Raw genomic sequence first — 13,321 nt, forward strand, 5'->3', positions numbered from 1 at the left:
TTATATCATAAAGAGCTTGCAAACGAAAGAAAAGGACGTGGCTATGAATCATTTAGAAATTGAATTTAAAACCTTACTAACCAAGGAAGAATACGACTCTCTTAAGGATTTTTTCAAGGAACAACCTCCTGTTCGACAAACCAATCACTATATCGATACGCCCGACCAAGCCATCCGGAATCATCAGATGGCCTTGCGAATTCGTACCTTAGCTGATCGGGCTGAGCTAACCCTTAAAGTACCGCAAGAAGCGGGACATTTTGAATACAACCAAGCTCTTACATTTGATCAGGTAGAAGACTTTCTATCCAAGAAAAAACTCCCTCAAGGTGAGATTGCCAGCTTTCTCACTGATTTAGGAATTCCACTAGCTGCCTTAGATGTCTGGGGTAGTCTGGAAACAGAGAGACGTGAGAAAAGAATCCCAAAAGGTTTATTAGCCTTTGACCGTAGTCGTTATAATTCTATTGAGGACTATGAGTTGGAAATGGAGGTAGATGCTGCCTCAGATGAAACTTATTTTCACGAATTTCTCAAGGAAAAACAAATTGAATATAAGCCAGCAAAAAGCAAAGTGGCAAGATTAGCTCAAAGTTTGCTAAAAAGCTGAAATTACTGAATTTTTTTGCTAAAATAAGACTAGACAAAAATATCTAAATGAGGATCAAACACATGTCAGAAAAAAACAATATGAAGCTCTTCGCACTCAACTCCAATCAAGAAATTGCACAAAAAATTTCGGAAGTTGCTGGCATCCCACTCGGAAAGCTTTCTTCACGTCAATTCTCAGATGGTGAAATCCAAATTAATATCGAAGAAAGTGTGCGTGGATATGATATTTACATCATCCAATCTACTAGCTTCCCAGTGAACAATCACTTAATGGAATTGTTAATCATGGTAGATGCTTGCCAACGAGCAAGTGCCCATACCGTAAACGTGGTCCTTCCATACTTTGGGTATGCTCGTCAAGACCGCACTGCTGCTCCTCGCGAACCAATTACAGCAAAATTAGTTGCCAACATGCTTGTCAAGGCAGGGGTAGACCGTGTTGTAACCCTCGATCTTCATGCGGTTCAAGTACAAGGCTTCTTCGATATCCCAGTAGACAACTTGTTCACGATTCCTCTATTTGCTGATCACTATATCAAACAAGGTTTAACCGGTTCAGATGTAGTGGTTGTCAGCCCTAAAAATTCTGGAGTGAAACGCGCACGCAATCTTGCAGAATATCTAGATGCCCCAATTGCTATCATCGACTACGCCCAAGACGACTCTAGCCGTGACGAGGGCTACATCATCGGGGATGTTAAAGGTAAAAAAGCAATCCTGATCGATGATATTTTGAATACAGGAAAAACCTTCTCTGAGGCTGCAAAAATTGTTCAACGCGACGGCGCTACTGAGATTTATGCCGTTTCTAGTCACGGACTTTTCGTTAAGGGAGCTGCAGAATTACTAGACCAAGCACCGATTAAAGAAATTTTGGTTACAGACTCTGTAGCAACCAAAGAGCAAAAACCCCAAAATGTAAAATACATTACTGCAAGCGAATTGATTGGAGATGCCCTTGTACGTATCCAAGAGCGTAAACCAGTTAGTCCACTCTTTGCATACCACAAGAAATAAGGTGATGTCGTGATTTATTTTGACAATGCGGCAACCACTCCCCTAAGCCCAGGAGTAATCAAGGTGATGACAGAAACGATGGAGACCAGTTTCGGAAATCCCTCTAGCCTCCACTCCCATGGTCGTCAAGCGAAAAAGATTCTTAGAGATGCTAGGGAATGCGTTGCAACTTGTTTAAAGACCTCTAGTCAACAGATTATCTTCACTTCTGGCGGGACCGAAAGTAATAACACTGTTATAAAGGGCTACTGTCTCAAACATAGACAGCAAGGGAAGCATATTATTACCACGGCTATTGAGCACCATGCCGTTCTTGAACCGATTGAGTACTTGGTCCAAGAATATGGATTTGAAGTAACCATCATTCAACCAGTAGATCAAAAAATTCGACCTGAAGATATTCGAGCTGCACTTCGTCCCGATACAATTTTAGTATCCACCATGTATGCCAACAACGAAACGGGTGATCTCTTGCCTATCAAGGCAATTTCTGACCTTTTAAAAGACCATCCTGCTGCTTTTCATGTTGATGCTGTTCAAGCCGTTGGTAAACTTGCTGTAGCCCCTGAAGAGCTAGGAGTTGATTTTCTAACCGCATCGGCCCATAAATTTCACGGGCCTAAGGGAGTTGGTCTTCTCTATGCTAAAAAGCCTGACTTCTTCAATCTCTTACACGGGGGTGACCAAGAAGACAAACGTCGAGCTAGCACAGAGAACTTGATTTCAATTGCTGGAATGGCTCAAGCCCTCAAAGAAGCAACTGATCAGTTAGACGCAAATTATCAGTATATTCAGAGCTTATCTGAACGTATCCTAACTGGCCTAGAGGATCTAGATTTTTATCTGAATTGCACAGACTCCAAACTTCCTCATGTCTTAAATATCGGCTTTCCAGGTATCAGCAATGATATCCTACTGCTTCGTTTAGACATGGCAGGAATTTCAGTCTCAACCGGCTCTGCTTGTACAGCAGGAACTGTTCAACCAAGCCACGTTCTTGCGGCTTATTATGGCGAAGATTCTCATCGATTGAAGGAATCTATTCGCATTAGTTTATCCGAATTCAATACGACCGCTGAGGTCGATACTTTTATAACAACCATTCACAAAATTTTAGGAGAATTACATGGCATTTGAAACATCTGTCTCATTACCAAACTGCGATTACACATACGCAATCCATCCAAATATTAAAAAATATACCCTACGCGACAATACCTTTGCACAAACAAAGGTTGGGAACTACGAATTAAATCGTTTATTAGAAGCTGTTCCAAACAGCGGGGATGGCTTTAAGCTAAAAATTATCATCAATAAGGATTTAACAGGATTTAAAATTAACATTACTGATAAGTCAGGTCTTCGTTTGGTGAATATTTTTAAAAATCCAGAAAACAAAATCATCCAACAAAAATTCTACTTCCTTATGGATAGTCTAGTTGAACGGGAAATCTTTGAAAGGATTGAAAAGTAATGACCAATGGTCTCATAGTCCTCACTTATTTGGATGCATACAAAAAGGAACGTCAGATCAGCTACGATAATTTGGATCACTGTTTATTAGCTTTTTCAGGCTGTGTGACCCTTCCAGATTCCTATCAGGTTGTTTCCGTATCCTACAAGGGACAAACATTACCTTTTACTGGAAAGATAGGCGACTTCTATCGCTATCTGATTCAGTTTGATCAGAGTTTAAGAAATTCCAACTAAGAAAGAAAAGCACCTTTTTGGTGTTTTTTTAGTAGAAGATAGTTGCTTTATTCACAAACTTTTTATACAATAGATTTGAAAGGTTGTGATATTGTGAAACAAGATAAGACTAATCCAATTCCTCGTGCTACTGCCAAACGACTCTCCCTCTACTACCGCATTTTTAAACGCTTTAATGCAGAGAAAATCGAGAGAGCCAATTCAAAACAGATTGCTGAAGCCATCGGGATTGACTCCGCAACTGTTCGTCGCGACTTCTCCTACTTCGGAGAGCTAGGACGACGTGGTTTTGGTTATGATGTCAAAAAGTTAATGAACTTTTTCGCAGATCTCTTAAATGATAACTCCATCACCAATGTTGCTATCGTTGGTATTGGGAATATGGGAAGTGCCCTTCTTCACTATCGCTTCCATGAGCGAAACAAGATGAAGATTGTCATGGCATTTGATACCGATGATCATGAGTTAGTCGGTACTAAAAGTAAAGATGGTATTCCGATTTACGGCATCTCAACGCTGAAAGAAAAACTAGAGGGACAAGAGATCCAAACAGCCATTTTAACCGTTCCAAGTGTAAAATCTCAAGAAGTTGCAGATGTACTGGTTGAAGCTGGTATCAAGGGAATCCTTAGCTTTTCCCCAGTACACTTAACAGTTCCAAAAGATGTGGTTGTCCAATATGTCGATCTAACCAGTGAACTGCAAACCCTTCTCTACTTTATGCGCAAAAATACTTAATAAATGAGGCTGGGACAAAAGTCCTAGCCTCTCAATTGTCTTTGGATTGTCGAGCAAGACGCAGTGGTTGAGTGGGCTCCACTACGCTGAGTTCATCAGCTTTTATGGCCCTACTCAACTGTGAGGAGGTGGGACGACGAAATCGAATTCTAACGAATGACCGATTTCTGTCCCACTCTCTTTCCGTCTATACCAATAAGTCTGTCTCCTCTCGGTAGCTATAATAGTCATCGGTTGAGACAATCAGATGGTCAAGAAAAACAATTCCAAGACAATTACAGGCTTCAATCATTTGTTGGGTGACACCATCATCATTCTTACTCGGATGAATGATTCCAGATGGATGGTTGTGAACAAGGATTAAAGACGTCGCCATATGCTTGATGGCATAATGCAAGATCTCTCGAGGTTCTGCAATGCTACGATTGACTGTTCCGATAAAAATCACTTGCTGATGGATAATTTGGTTCTGGGTATTCAGATACAAGGCCAGTAAATGCTCTTGTTTCTCATGGCCGATCTTTTGCTGCATCATCTTTGCAAGCTTCTGACTACTCATAATTTGTTCTGTTTCAATCACTTGGGAAGTCTGGATCCGTTTCCCAAGTTCAATAGCAGCTAACAGCTCAATTGCCTTTACTTTCCCAATCCCTGGAACTTCCTGTAGCTCCTGAAAGCTCATACTAGCCAATTCCTTTAAGCTCTTTAGTGAGCCTAAGAGCTCCTGTGCGATCTCGTAGACTGTTTTATTTTTGTTCCCCGTCCGTAATAAGATGGACAGCAATTCTTGATTACTGAGCTTATCAGGGCCTTCTGTAAGCAAGCGTTCTCTAGGTAAAAGACTAGCTTCTTGAAATACAATATGATACATAAAAAACCTCCTCAATTAATAATTCGCAATTGAGGAGGAAAATGGATGAGTCTGTATAAAATTTATATAGGACAAACTACTTCTCTTAGGTTTTCAAGGATTCGAGTTTCTTCATTTGAGAAGTTAATTCTATAGCCTTCTTGCACTTGTTCCAAGGTCCTTAGGAATTGACGAATTTCGTATCGAATTAAGTGTTCTTGATCATCAGGAAGGTTTTCAATGGTTTTAAAGACCTGTTCAACTTCGTAGATTCCCTTGGTAATGAGTCCCGTTTTTGGAAAATCATTGACCAGTAAGCCGTAGAAATTTCTTAGCAGAGTATAGATATCTTCTGTAGGCATTCGGTTCCTCCAAGCTTCTTTCTATCACTCTTCTATTATAAAATAGAAAGCATGCAAAAATATGTCAGTCAGGTAACATTTTATGACTATCCTCTTACAAATTGGCAGAAAATTAACAGAAAAAAAGAGGTCAAGGACCTCTTTTTTTGTTGATTATAATTGCATTTGATTATAAGATTTTGTGAAAGCTTCTAGGATATCTTTTGGTGCTTTTGAGTAATCTACTGAAGTTTCCAAAGTACCTTTTACAATCGTACGATAAGTTGCTGCAGCATCCTCACAGGTCACCAAAGTAATTTCATTTACCCCTTCTCGATCTGCAATGACATCGACCCGATCTGGCGTTACTGTCTCAACAGAATTGATGACATAGGTATACACCTTTTCCTTATCAGTGATATAGATTTTCATTCCAGCTTTGGCATGTTCTAATGGGGAAAAGAGCATTTCATTTGCCCCAGTCAAACCAAAGACATGGTGACTGGCCAAGGAGTAATTCCTTTGCCCCATAACCTGGTCCTCTTTCATGGTACCTGCCCCATAATAAAGCCCCACATTATCTAAGCCTTTAAAAATCGGAAGGTTCATCTTCAATTCTGGAATTGCAATTCCTCCAATAACAGGTAACTTTTGTGCCTGCCATTGGGCATTGATGACAGATTCTGTAGACAGCGATTTGACTTCTTTAAAGTCAAAGCTAGTCTTAGCCTCTTTATTCTTATCGATGGTCTTTTTCGATACCTTGTTGACCTGGTACTGATTGGTATGCCAAACCATGATCATGTTCCGAATCGGAGCATTAAAAATCAGAGCGATAGACAAAAGGATCAGCAAGGTAGCAAAGATATTAATCAAGCGATTGCGTAAGCTTGTTTTCTTCTTTTTTCTTCTTGAAGCCATTGTTCACCCTACCCTTCACTTTCAGTTTCTGACTCATCTTTTTCGTCAGCTTGAACCGTTGTAAAGGTTACGATTTGGGCATCTTGATCCAGACGCATGACTTTCACACCCATAGTCGAACGTCCAGTTTGAGAAATATTCGCGACGCTTGTACGAATCATGACGCCTGTATTGGTGATAATCATCAAATCCTCATCTCCTTTGACAGTCATGAGACCGGCAAGAGGACCATTTTTCTCAGCCACATTCGCAGTTTTAATCCCTTTACCACCACGTCCTTTGGTTGGATACTCATCAGCACGCGTGCGTTTACCATATCCCTTTTCAGTGATAATCAATACTTCATCTTGATCTGTAATCACGCTTGCACCGACCACTTGATCCCCCGGACGAAGGTTGACACCTCGGACACCAGTTGCTGAACGTCCCATATTCCGAACAACAGACTCTTTGAAACGAACAGAATACCCAAATTTAGTCCCAATGATAACGTCAGCATTCCCATCAGTAAGGAAGACGTTGATTAGCTCATCCTCATCTTTGAGGTTAAGAGCTTTCAAGCCATTTTGACGGATGTTGGCAAACTCGGCCACACTGGTCCGTTTAACTAGTCCAGAACGCGTTGTAAAGAAGAGATAGGAGTCTTCACTACGATCCTGAGCGACGTTAATAATTGTCTGGATGGATTCTCCATCATCTAACTTCAGCAAGTTAACAATCGGAAGTCCTTTGGCTGTACGGCCGTATTCAGGGATTTCATAGCCTTTGAGACGATATACCCGTCCCTTATTGGTAAAGAAGAGCAAACGATCATGGGTGCTAGTAGAAACCAATTCACGGACAAAGTCATCATCCTTGACCCCTGTACCTTGAACACCACGCCCCCCACGTTTCTGAGCGGTAAATTCAGCTTGATCCAAGCGTTTAATATAGCCTTTGTTGGACAGGGTAATCAAAACGTCTGTTTCTTCAATTAAGTCCTCATCTTCAAGAGAAAGAACTTCTCCGACCATCAACTCAGTACGACGAGCATCGCCGAATTTACGTTTAACTTCATCCAATTCTTCCTTGATGATCGTAGCTACACGCTCAGGCTTAGCTAAAATGTCTGCAAGATCAGCAATCAAAGCAATGAGGTCATCGTATTCGCTTTGGATCTTGTCGCGTTCCAAACCAGTCAAACGACGAAGACGCATATCCAAGATAGCTTGGCTTTGACGCTCAGAAAGCTTAAACTTACTCATCAATTCAGCTTGAGCTTCTGCATCTGTCTGGCTATTCCGGATGATTTTAATCACTTCATCGATGTGATCAAGAGCGATTAAGAGTCCTTCCAAGATATGGGCACGAGCTTCCGCCTTCTCTTTATCAAAGATGGTCCGACGAGTCACTACTTCTTTTTGGTGCTCAATATATGATCCTAAAATCTCACGAAGGGAGAGAATTTTAGGGACACCATTTTGGATGGCCAACATGTTGAAACCAAAGTTGGTTTGCATTTGGGTCATCTTGAAGAGATTGTTTAAGATGACATTAGCTGAAGCATCGCGACGGACTTCAATGACGAAACGAACCCCTTCACGGTTTGATTCATCCCGAACAGCAGTAATGCCATCAATCCGTTTCTCTTGGACCAAACGTACAATATGTTCATGCACTTTGGTCTTGTTGACCATATAAGGAAATTCTGTCACAACAATGCGTTCACGACCAGTCTTGGTCTCTTCAATCTCCGTGCGAGAACGCAAGACAATCGAGCCCTTTCCTGTTTCATAGGCCTTATGAATACCTGATTTGCCCATGACCAAGGCTCCAGTTGGAAAGTCAGGTCCAGGAAGCACTTCCATCAACTCACGCGTTGTCACATCAGGATTGTCCATCATTAACTTGACAGCATCAATAGACTCACCGAGGTTGTGCGGTGGGATATTTGTCGCCATCCCTACCGCAATCCCTGTCGCCCCATTGACTAACAAGTTAGGGAAGCGAGCTGGAAGGACGTTTGGTTCCCGTTCGCTGGCATCATAGTTATCTGTGAAATCAACTGTATTCTTGTTGATATCTCGAAGCATTTCAAGAGCAATCTTGCTCATACGAGCTTCCGTATACCGTTGGGCAGCGGCGCCATCTCCATCCATAGAACCAAAGTTCCCATGACCGTCTACAAGCATGTAGCGATAACTCCACCATTGCGCCATACGAACCATAGCTTCATAGATTGATGAGTCTCCGTGTGGGTGGTATTTACCCATAACATCCCCAGTAATACGGGCAGATTTCTTATGTGGTTTATCTGGCGTAACCCCAAGTTCATTCATTCCGTATAAGATCCGACGATGAACTGGCTTTAAACCATCCCGTACGTCAGGAAGAGCCCGAGATACGATAACACTCATAGCGTAATCGATAAAACTGGTCTTCATTTCCGATGTTAAATTAACATCAACTAAGTTATTATCCTGCATTAAAACAATGCCTCTCTTTAATTAATTCACCATACTATTATAACACATTTAGTACTTTTTTTCTCCTTCGGAACACAAGTGTAAAAACGTTTACATCGTCCAAATTAAACGTAAAACCGTGACAAAGAATAGTAAAAGTGGTAGAATAAATGCGAATGGGGAAACCCAAAAAAATAGAAGGAGACGTTTAGAATAATGACTTTAACTAAACAACATAAAAAAGTTATCCTTGTCGGTGACGGCGCTGTAGGTTCATCTTACGCTTTTGCACTTGTTACTCAAGGTATCGCACAAGAATTAGGTATCATCGAAATCCCTCAATTGTTTGAAAAAGCGGTTGGTGATGCAGAAGACCTTAGCCATGCCCTTGCCTTCACTTCACCTAAGAAGATCTATGCTGCTAAGTACGAAGACTGTGCGGATGCGGACTTAGTTGTTATTACAGCAGGCGCTCCTCAAAAACCAGGTGAAACTCGTCTTGACCTCGTAGGAAAAAACCTTGCCATCAACAAATCAATCGTTGAGCAAGTTGTTGCTTCAGGATTTAACGGTATCTTCCTTGTAGCTGCAAACCCAGTTGACGTCTTGACATACTCTACTTGGAAATTCTCAGGTTTCCCTAAAGAACGCGTTATCGGGTCTGGTACTTCTCTTGACTCAGCTCGTTTCCGTCAAGCTCTTGCTGAAACCATTGGTGTTGATGCACGTTCAGTCCACGCCTACATCATGGGTGAACACGGTGACTCAGAATTCGCTGTTTGGTCACATGCTAACGTTGCCGGTGTAAAATTGGAACAATGGTTGCAAGCAAACCGTGACTTGAATGAAGCTGACCTTGTAGATCTCTTCATCTCTGTACGTGATGCTGCTTACTCAATCATCAACAAGAAAGGGGCTACTTACTACGGTATCGCCGTTGCCCTTGCTCGTATCACTCGTGCCATCCTTGATGACGAGAATGCCGTACTTCCACTTTCAGTCTTCCAAGAAGGCCAATACGGAGTCGAAAACGTCTTTATCGGTCAACCAGCTATCGTTGGTGCCCACGGTATCGTTCGTCCAGTAAATATTCCATTGAACGACGCTGAAACACAAAAAATGCAAGCATCTGCAAAAGAATTGCAAGCTATTATTGATGAAGCATGGAAGAATCCAGAATTCCAAGCAGCTTCTAAAAACTAAGCAAATAATCAAACACCATGTCTAGGACATGGTGTTTTTTTATCTTATGAACATTAAAAAGGAGACCCGAAGGCCTACTCCTACTTTTTAAAATGCTTCTTGCCTAAAAACAAAAAAGAGAGCCTCTCAGCTCTCCTATCGTCATCCACCCTGAGAGAATCGAACTCCCATCTCAAGAACCGGAATCTTACGTGATATCCATTACACTAAGGGTGGCAACTATGATAGTATATCAAAAAATCGATCATTTTACAAGTAAAAAAAGCTTGCCTAAGCAAGCTTTTTAATATGATTACAATTCAATGTCACCAAACAAGTCAGCCATTGAGAATCCAGTTTGAGTTTCTGGAAGTTCAAAGTCACGTTTTTCTTGTTTTGGACGACGTGGACGTTGTTGACGTTTTTCTTGTTTTTCGCCTTCTTCTTGAGCTGGACGTTCTTCAAGTGCTTTGATAGAAAGTGATACACGTTCATCAGCAGCATTTACTTCAAGAACTTTAACAGTTACTTCTTGTCCAACTTTAAGCACATCTTTTGGATTTTCAACACGTTTGTGTGAAATTTGTGAGATATGAACAAGTCCATCGATACCTGGCAACACTTCAACGAATGCACCAAAGTCAGTCAAACGTTTAACTGTACCTTCGATTACATCACCAGCTGCCAATTTTTGTTCAACGCCATCCCATGGTCCAGGTGTTGTAGCTTTCAATGAAAGTGATACACGACCTTCTTCTTCGTTCAAGTCAAGAACTTTCACTTCGATTTCTTCACCAACAGTTACAACTGATTTAGGTGAAACGTTGCGTTCGTGTGACAATTCAGTCAAGTGAACCAATCCATCAACACCACCAAGATCGATGAAAGCACCGAAGCTAGTGATACGAGCAACTTTACCAGTTACAACATCACCAACGTTCAATTTACCAAATACTTCAGCGCGTGCTGCAGCTGATGCAGCTTCAACAACTTCACGACGAGAAAGGATGAAGCGGTTTTCTTTTGCGTCAACTTCTTTGATTTTAGCATCAAATTCTTGACCTACGAAACGTTCAGTGTTACGTACAAAACGAGTATCAAGCATTGAAGCTGGAATAAATCCACGAAGTCCTTCAAATTCTACTGAAAGTCCGCCCTTAACAGCGCGAGTTCCTTTAACAGTAACAACTTCTTCTTCACGTCCGACCAATTTGTCCCATGCTTTGCGAGCTTCCAAACGTTTTTTAGATACAAGGTAAGTTACTGTATCAGTATCTTTACCAACTACTTGACGAAGAACAAGCAATTCAAGTGTTTCACCTGGTTTAACCAAGTCATTGATGTCAGCATCACGATCGTTTGTCAATTCGCGAAGAGTCAAGACACCTTCGACACCAGTTCCAGAGATTGCAACGTTAGCTTGTGTAGCGTCAACTGTCAAAACTTCAGCAGTAACAACATCACCTGGCTCAACTTGGCTAACACTGTTTAGCAAATCTTCAAATTCATTCATCTAAAAAATCCTCCAACAATCAAGTTTTCTAAACTTGACATACTTATAATTATTTTTCCTAAGCAAGCACTCGCAACGAAATCAAAATGATCTACAACGACTTCTTCATATAAAGAAATAAAATACCTGAGTAGATATTTTACCACCTTATCTGATATTACCTAGAACTGGGGTAGCTGGATTCGAACCAACGCATGAGGGAGTCAAAGTCCCTTGCCTTACCGCTTGGCTATACCCCAAACATAGAATGGAGAGAGAGGGATTCGAACCCCCGAACCCGAAGGAGCGGATTTACAGTCCGCCGCGTTTAGCCTCTTCGCTATCTCTCCAAGCAAATCAACAGACACAATTATACCATTGATTAAATGAAAATGCAACCCCTTATTTGTTCAAATTATAATTTTCGATGGCACTTTCCACTGCTTTTTCAAGGGATTTAAAAAGACTATCTACGGATCCGTTTTTCACAAGAGCAAACTGAGCACCCATATCAGCAATCTCAGCAATAGCCTTTTTTCCAATCGTTAATTGGTAGCCATCAAAGGTTTCTTTACCTACAAGCACTTTACTATCTGCAATTTGAATTTCAATTTTTTTATCTTTCTTACTCATTCTTCCTCCTCATTTCAACCCCTTTATTTTACAAAATTTTTCACATGCTTGCAAGCCGAAAATGTTTAATGATTAAATTATTTCATTTCGCATCTATCTGCTTCTGACAAAAAAAGAGGGAGTGGGACATAAATCGGTCATTCGTTAGAATTCGATTTCGTCGTTTCACCTCCGCACAGTTGAGTAGGGCTGTAAAAGCTGATGAAATAGTAGAGCCCACTCAACCACTGCGTCTTGCTCGACAATCCAAATACGACGGGAGGCTAGGACTTTTGTCCTAGCCTCCCGTCGTATTTGATTTATTCAGTTACCTTGAAAATCCATCCTTCTGGTGCTTCAATATCACCAAACTGGATGCCTGTTAATTCATCATAAAGCTTCCGGGTAATTGGCCCTACTTCTGTTTCTGAATAGAAGACATGGAAGTCATCTCCGTGTTGAACTCCACCAATCGGAGAAATGACTGCTGCTGTTCCACAAGCACCTGCTTCAACAAAACGGTCGAGATGATCAATTGGCACATCCCCTTCGATTGGTGTCAAACCAAGACGATGCTCTGCTAGGTAGAGCAAGGAATATTTGGTAATTGATGGCAAGATGGAAGGACTCAGTGGAGTGACAAACTCATTATCAGCTGTAATTCCAAAGAAGTTTGCTGACCCTACTTCTTCAATCTTGGTGTGAGTCGCTGGATCCAGGTAAATCACGTCGGAGAAGTTCCGAGACTTAGCTAATTTACCAGGTAAGAGGCTAGCGGCATAGTTTCCACCAACTTTCGCTGCACCTGTCCCATGAGGTGCTGCCCGGTCGTACTCATCTTGAATCAGGAAGTTGGTTGGGACCAAGCCACCCTTGAAGTAGTTTCCTACTGGCATTGCAAAGATGGTAAAGATGTATTCCTCTGCTGGTTTCACACCGATAATATCTCCAACCCCAATCAACAAGGGGCGAAGATAGAGAGTTCCACCAGTTCCATATGGTGGGACATATTCTTCATTGGCACGCACTACTGCTTTACAAGCTTCCACAAACATATCCGTTGGAACTTGAGGCATCAAAAGACGATCAGCCGTCCGTTGTAAGCGTTTTGCATTTTCATCCGGACGGAATAATTGAATACTGCCATCCTTTGTCCGATAAGCCTTCAATCCTTCAAAGGCTTGCTGTCCATAGTGCAAACTTGGAGAAGATTCTGAAATATGAAGAGTGGAATCTTCAGATAACTCTCCCTTCTCCCAGGCTCCATTTCGGTAATAAGAAATGTATCGATAGGGTAATTTCATATAAGAAAATCCAAGATTTTCCCAATCAAGTGATACTGTCATATTTATTTTCCTTCTTCCATTCAAGACTTGCTAAATAGCAAGAGCCACCTTTGAAG

At 41.4% G+C, this 13,321-nt stretch carries 14 protein-coding genes and 3 tRNA genes; 7 read left to right on the forward strand and 10 right to left on the reverse strand.

Annotated features, from left to right (window positions below; all coding sequences use genetic code 11):
- Positions 1-43: 43 nt before the first annotated feature.
- The 6 genes from D7D50_RS08170 to D7D50_RS08195 all read left to right on the forward strand — a co-directional run bounded on the left by D7D50_RS08170 (position 44) and on the right by D7D50_RS08195 (position 4,077).
- Positions 44-610 (forward strand): CYTH domain-containing protein, encoded by a 567-nt coding sequence (locus D7D50_RS08170; RefSeq protein ID WP_120702350.1) that lies wholly within the window; start codon positions 44-46, stop codon positions 608-610.
- 62 nt (positions 611-672) lie between these two features.
- Positions 673-1,629: a ribose-phosphate diphosphokinase gene (locus D7D50_RS08175; protein ID WP_023023163.1), complete on the forward strand. Its 957-nt coding sequence runs from the start codon at positions 673-675 to the stop codon at positions 1,627-1,629.
- A gap of 9 nt (positions 1,630-1,638) precedes the next feature.
- Positions 1,639-2,766 (forward strand): cysteine desulfurase family protein, encoded by a 1,128-nt coding sequence (locus D7D50_RS08180; RefSeq protein WP_120701961.1) that lies wholly within the window; start codon positions 1,639-1,641, stop codon positions 2,764-2,766.
- Positions 2,756-3,103: a DUF1831 domain-containing protein gene (locus D7D50_RS08185; protein ID WP_023023159.1), complete on the forward strand. Its 348-nt coding sequence runs from the start codon at positions 2,756-2,758 to the stop codon at positions 3,101-3,103. The genes D7D50_RS08180 and D7D50_RS08185 overlap by 11 nt, the downstream gene beginning before the upstream one ends.
- Positions 3,103-3,339, forward strand: coding sequence for a DUF4649 family protein (locus D7D50_RS08190; RefSeq protein ID WP_023023158.1), 237 nt, complete (start codon positions 3,103-3,105; stop codon positions 3,337-3,339). Before D7D50_RS08185 ends, D7D50_RS08190 begins: the two co-directional genes overlap by 1 nt.
- A 93-nt stretch (positions 3,340-3,432) precedes the next feature.
- Positions 3,433-4,077, forward strand: coding sequence for a redox-sensing transcriptional repressor Rex (locus D7D50_RS08195; protein WP_042361403.1), 645 nt, complete (start codon positions 3,433-3,435; stop codon positions 4,075-4,077).
- 187 nt (positions 4,078-4,264) lie between these two features.
- Here the strand turns inward: D7D50_RS08195 and radC are convergent, their stop codons facing one another.
- The 4 genes from radC to gyrA form a co-directional block, all read right to left on the reverse strand.
- Entirely contained in the window at positions 4,265-4,948 is a 684-nt protein-coding gene (radC, locus tag D7D50_RS08205) for a RadC family protein (protein WP_023023154.1), read from the reverse strand.
- A gap of 62 nt (positions 4,949-5,010) precedes the next feature.
- A complete protein-coding gene (locus D7D50_RS08210) occupies positions 5,011-5,289 on the reverse strand; it encodes a hypothetical protein (RefSeq protein ID WP_023023152.1) in 279 nt (92 codons plus the stop codon).
- A gap of 153 nt (positions 5,290-5,442) precedes the next feature.
- Positions 5,443-6,189: a class A sortase gene (locus D7D50_RS08215; protein WP_023023150.1), complete on the reverse strand. Its 747-nt coding sequence runs from the start codon at positions 6,187-6,189 to the stop codon at positions 5,443-5,445.
- A gap of 8 nt (positions 6,190-6,197) precedes the next feature.
- On the reverse strand, positions 6,198-8,654 hold the full coding sequence (gene gyrA / locus D7D50_RS08220; protein ID WP_023023148.1) for a DNA gyrase subunit A: 2,457 nt from the start codon (positions 8,652-8,654) through the stop codon (positions 6,198-6,200).
- Positions 8,655-8,849: 195 nt separating this feature from the next.
- Here gyrA and D7D50_RS08225 point away from each other — a divergent pair, with 195 nt between their 5' ends.
- Positions 8,850-9,836 (forward strand): L-lactate dehydrogenase, encoded by a 987-nt coding sequence (locus D7D50_RS08225; protein WP_006596417.1) that lies wholly within the window; start codon positions 8,850-8,852, stop codon positions 9,834-9,836.
- A 144-nt stretch (positions 9,837-9,980) separates the two neighbouring features.
- On the opposite strand, the gene D7D50_RS08230 is transcribed toward D7D50_RS08225, so the two are convergent.
- The 6 genes from D7D50_RS08230 to D7D50_RS08255 form a co-directional block, all read right to left on the reverse strand.
- Positions 9,981-10,052: transfer RNA gene (locus tag D7D50_RS08230), tRNA-Arg, on the reverse strand.
- 76 nt (positions 10,053-10,128) lie between these two features.
- Positions 10,129-11,328, reverse strand: coding sequence for a 30S ribosomal protein S1 (rpsA, locus tag D7D50_RS08235; RefSeq protein ID WP_006596419.1), 1,200 nt, complete (start codon positions 11,326-11,328; stop codon positions 10,129-10,131).
- A 167-nt stretch (positions 11,329-11,495) separates the two neighbouring features.
- Positions 11,496-11,567 (reverse strand) — tRNA-Gln (locus D7D50_RS08240).
- 9 nt (positions 11,568-11,576) lie between these two features.
- Positions 11,577-11,657: transfer RNA gene (locus tag D7D50_RS08245), tRNA-Tyr, on the reverse strand.
- Between the two features lie 52 nt (positions 11,658-11,709).
- Complete coding sequence (locus D7D50_RS08250) at positions 11,710-11,940, reverse strand: DUF2969 domain-containing protein (RefSeq protein ID WP_023023146.1); 231 nt, start codon at positions 11,938-11,940, stop codon at positions 11,710-11,712.
- A gap of 299 nt (positions 11,941-12,239) precedes the next feature.
- Positions 12,240-13,265 (reverse strand): branched-chain amino acid aminotransferase, encoded by a 1,026-nt coding sequence (locus D7D50_RS08255; RefSeq protein ID WP_023026777.1) that lies wholly within the window; start codon positions 13,263-13,265, stop codon positions 12,240-12,242.
- Positions 13,266-13,321 lie beyond the last annotated feature (56 nt).

Origin of the sequence: Streptococcus koreensis, assembly GCF_003627135.1 — a bacterium.
GTDB classification, from domain to species: domain Bacteria; phylum Bacillota; class Bacilli; order Lactobacillales; family Streptococcaceae; genus Streptococcus; species Streptococcus ilei.

What these genes read in the sequence shown, in the direction of transcription:
- rpsA (WP_006596419.1), bottom strand. Translation starts at nt 11,328, where the DNA reads ATGAATGAATTTGAAGATTTGCTAAACAGTGTTAGCCAAGTTGAGCCA.
- radC (WP_023023154.1), bottom strand. Translation starts at nt 4,948, where the DNA reads ATGTATCATATTGTATTTCAAGAAGCTAGTCTTTTACCTAGAGAACGC.
- gyrA (WP_023023148.1), bottom strand. Translation starts at nt 8,654, where the DNA reads ATGCAGGATAATAACTTAGTTGATGTTAATTTAACATCGGAAATGAAG.
- D7D50_RS08250 (WP_023023146.1), bottom strand. Translation starts at nt 11,940, where the DNA reads ATGAGTAAGAAAGATAAAAAAATTGAAATTCAAATTGCAGATAGTAAA.
- D7D50_RS08170 (WP_120702350.1), top strand. Translation starts at nt 44, where the DNA reads ATGAATCATTTAGAAATTGAATTTAAAACCTTACTAACCAAGGAAGAA.
- D7D50_RS08225 (WP_006596417.1), top strand. Translation starts at nt 8,850, where the DNA reads ATGACTTTAACTAAACAACATAAAAAAGTTATCCTTGTCGGTGACGGC.
- D7D50_RS08185 (WP_023023159.1), top strand. Translation starts at nt 2,756, where the DNA reads ATGGCATTTGAAACATCTGTCTCATTACCAAACTGCGATTACACATAC.
- D7D50_RS08215 (WP_023023150.1), bottom strand. Translation starts at nt 6,189, where the DNA reads ATGGCTTCAAGAAGAAAAAAGAAGAAAACAAGCTTACGCAATCGCTTG.
- D7D50_RS08210 (WP_023023152.1), bottom strand. Translation starts at nt 5,289, where the DNA reads ATGCCTACAGAAGATATCTATACTCTGCTAAGAAATTTCTACGGCTTA.
- D7D50_RS08255 (WP_023026777.1), bottom strand. Translation starts at nt 13,265, where the DNA reads ATGACAGTATCACTTGATTGGGAAAATCTTGGATTTTCTTATATGAAA.
- D7D50_RS08190 (WP_023023158.1), top strand. Translation starts at nt 3,103, where the DNA reads ATGACCAATGGTCTCATAGTCCTCACTTATTTGGATGCATACAAAAAG.
- D7D50_RS08175 (WP_023023163.1), top strand. Translation starts at nt 673, where the DNA reads ATGTCAGAAAAAAACAATATGAAGCTCTTCGCACTCAACTCCAATCAA.